Origin of the sequence: Heyndrickxia coagulans DSM 1 = ATCC 7050, assembly GCF_000290615.1 — a bacterium.
GTDB lineage: Bacteria > Bacillota > Bacilli > Bacillales > Bacillaceae_C > Weizmannia > Weizmannia coagulans.
Map to the genome: position 1 here is coordinate 1 of NZ_ALAS01000002.1, position 3,125 is coordinate 3,125.

The window sequence follows — 3,125 nt, forward strand, 5'->3', positions numbered from 1 at the left end:
TTGTTTCCCCCTCTTTTTAGGGGGAAAATTTTTTTATCCTTTTTTCAAACCCTTGGGCTACAAGGAGTCTGTAACATCGCAATTACCTCTGTTCATATTGATAGACAGGACATGTTCCGTTACACGGGCACCCGGCTGCTGTTTGATATTTCCCCCGAGCACAAATACAGAGCCGCGGATATCCGCTGACTTTCGAATATTCAAATTCCCGTTGATCACAATGACGGCTGTTTTGACATATCCGCCGACGGTCGCGTTATTCCCGATCACAACGACATTTTCAACTTTTTCATTTTTCGGGATGACCGTATGCCGGTCGTGGATGATGATTCTCATTCTTTTTTCCTTTGCAAACGCAGGGTGGAAACCCGCCCCTGCGCTCAGAAAAAGCAGGAGCAAGGACAATAAGCAAATCAATGTTTTTGTGGCTTTCATTTTTTTCTCCATCCCCTAATCCTTCACCGGCTTCATGGTGAGAAGGCCGAACAAAATCCAGATACAGACAGCCAAAATCACCGCCATCACCACCATGATCCCCGCAGACAAAGCCGGGAGCGCGGAAAGAATGGAAAGCGCAATATGAAAGCCGCTTGAAAGAATATTGAAGAGGGCCTGAAAAATATTCATGCCGACATAAAACGGTTTTCTCATCACCGGGTAGGTGGCAAGCACAGAAGCGGCACAGCAAACCGCAAAGAACCAGCCAAACACGCGGTAATGCATCGCCAATTTTTCCTGCGGCATAATTTTAGCCAGAACCGCCTTTTCAAACTGGATTCCCGGCACCTCAACCGAATGGTAAAAACGGCTGATTTCCGCCTGGACCGCCTCCAATTCTTCCAGTTCGCGGCGGCAATCCGGGCAAAGGGCAAGATGGGCTTCAACCTTTTTTCGGTCCGTTTCACTTAACGCATCATCCATGAAGGCCGGCAATAAATCCCGGACGTGTGTTTCCATGTGATCACCCTCTTGAAAGTTCTTTTTTCAAAATATTTCTCGCTGTGTTGATGCGCGACTTGACGGTACCAAGCGGGATGTTCAAGATGTCTGCGATCTCTTCATAGGAATAGCCCTGGATATCGCGCAGCACGATCGCTGCCCGATGTCCCGGCGACAATTTTTCCATCGCGCCGCGGATGTCAAATCTCAAATTGGCACTGTCGATATTGGAAGTTGCCCTCCTCAGCGGCTCCTCTTCTATTTCCGCCTGAAGTGCCGCTTTTTTTCGCAATTTTTTCAGCCGGTCATAGCATAAATGAGAGACGATCTTCGACATCCAAGAAGCAAAAGCATAGGCATGTTCCAGTTTATCCAGGGCGTACCAGGCTTTCACAAACGCTTCCTGGGCGATATCTTCCGCTTCCATCCGGTCGCCTGTCATGGCGTATGCATGCCGGAACACCTCCCCTTTAAACTGGGCCACCAGCACGGCAAACGCATCTGTATCTCCTGCTTTTGCCTGCCGGATCAACTGTGTTAAATCCTGCTCCACCATTTTCAACTCCCTGCTTAAGCAACGCGGTCTTTTGCCGTTGCCCGGGCATGTGCAAAAGCGGCAAGGAAATTGCAGGTGCACACGCCCATTTCATTCCATGTTCATTATGGCATATTTTCCTTTCCGCCATCAGGAAGTTTTTTTATCATCCACTTAGCGCCCCATTTGGATAGAAGTTTCCCCATACCGGCCAGAAAGACGGGCGGCAAAATGCCGATGCAAGCTTTGGGCCGGACTGAAACATGTGCCCGGTTTTCACCGGCAGGAAATGATGATAAAAGGCCCCGGAAACGAACGGTAGCCCCTTTCAGGAACATAGACGCCCGCAAAAAATCAATAAGAGGTTGAAACAAAGTACTGGTCCTTCAGCACTTTATCCGGCGTTTGGTTTGCTTTGCGGCCGAGCAGACCGCGGATCAATACATCAAATTCTTTCCCCTGGAGTTCGATTTCGCTCCCGTATTGGCGCAGCCGCCGGTAAAACCGGGCCAGCTGCTTCCCGTCTTCCAAAATTTCCATCACCTGTTCCTCCACCGGTTTGGTGAAGTCCAATTCAAAGACAAGCCCGTGTTGTTTCAAAAAAGCAAGATTGATTTCTTCCTGGCCGGGGAGGACGGAGTGGATAAAAATCGGCAGTTTTTTTTGAATCACTTCGCTGATCGTGACACCGCCCGGCTTTGTAATGATCGCATCCGCTTCATCGTACAGCCGGCTCATTTCCTTTCTGGACTGGATATACGGAACCGGGATGATATGTTTCATCCCCCATCCGTTCAGCTTGTGATACAATTTTTCGTTTTTTCCGCATAACACATAATAATCGGCCCTGTCCGGCTGTTCCCGTTTCAACGCCTTCAGAAGGCGGTACAGATCACCGAGGCCGCTGCTGCCGCCGGATATTAAGATTTTTTTCCGGGATGTATGGCGCAAAGCCGTTCTTTCTTTAAACGCTTCATGAATCGGAATGCCGGTGACAAAAATGTTTTGTTCAGGCACGCCGTTACAGATGAGCGTCGTTTTGATCGTTTGGTTCGGCACAAAATGGATGTCAATTTCTTTTTTTCCCCACAAACCGTTGACGAAAAAATCGGTGTACGCATTGATAACCGGGACATCGACTTTTCCTTTTGATTTCAGCCGGCTGAGCAGCATCGACGGAAAACTGTGCGTGCAAATGACGAGATCCGGATTTTCCTCGGCAATCAGTTTTTCCATTTGCTTCATAAAAGAGAGTTCATAGAGTTTCATTAATGCGGTCTGGTCGGCATCCGCATAAAAAAAATGTTTGTACACCCATTGGTATGTCCGCGGTGCTTTTTGAATCCAATTCAAATACATTTTCGTGACGATTTTTTCCAGCATCCCGCTCGTATAGGAAATCAAATCAACTTTTTTCATTTCAATGGTACTGTCCATACATTTCAATTTATGCATTAACGCCTCTGCGACCTGGTGGTGGCCGGACGGCATTTTTAAAAGCGGTAATATGAGCACTTTAGCCAAGCTGTCTTCCTCCTTTTCCGGAAGCCTGTTCTTTTTATGAGCCTCTGCCAAAATAAAAATATACCCTTGAGCGAGGCTCTGGAAAATTAATTATCCCGATTTTTTTTTTGCCTTTTCATCCAGATTT

At 47.6% G+C, this 3,125-nt stretch carries 4 protein-coding genes; all 4 read right to left on the reverse strand.

Annotation, left to right across the window (positions count from 1 at the left end; translation table 11 throughout):
- Positions 1 to 57: 57 nt before the first annotated feature.
- The 4 genes from IC21_RS00010 to IC21_RS00030 all read right to left on the reverse strand — a co-directional run bounded on the left by IC21_RS00010 (position 58) and on the right by IC21_RS00030 (position 2,989).
- Complete coding sequence (locus IC21_RS00010; protein ID WP_234969656.1) at positions 58 to 447, reverse strand: hypothetical protein; 390 nt, start codon at positions 445 to 447, stop codon at positions 58 to 60.
- A 3-nt stretch (positions 448 to 450) separates the two neighbouring features.
- A complete protein-coding gene (locus IC21_RS00015) occupies positions 451 to 957 on the reverse strand; it encodes an anti-sigma factor family protein (RefSeq protein WP_029142157.1) in 507 nt (168 codons plus the stop codon).
- A gap of 4 nt (positions 958 to 961) precedes the next feature.
- Complete coding sequence (locus IC21_RS00020; RefSeq protein ID WP_029142156.1) at positions 962 to 1,495, reverse strand: RNA polymerase sigma factor; 534 nt, start codon at positions 1,493 to 1,495, stop codon at positions 962 to 964.
- Positions 1,496 to 1,828: 333 nt separating this feature from the next.
- Positions 1,829 to 2,989 carry an MGDG synthase family glycosyltransferase gene (locus IC21_RS00030; RefSeq protein ID WP_234969658.1) on the reverse strand — a complete coding sequence of 387 codons (1,161 nt, stop codon included), beginning with the start codon at positions 2,987 to 2,989 and terminating at the stop codon, positions 1,829 to 1,831.
- Positions 2,990 to 3,125 lie beyond the last annotated feature (136 nt).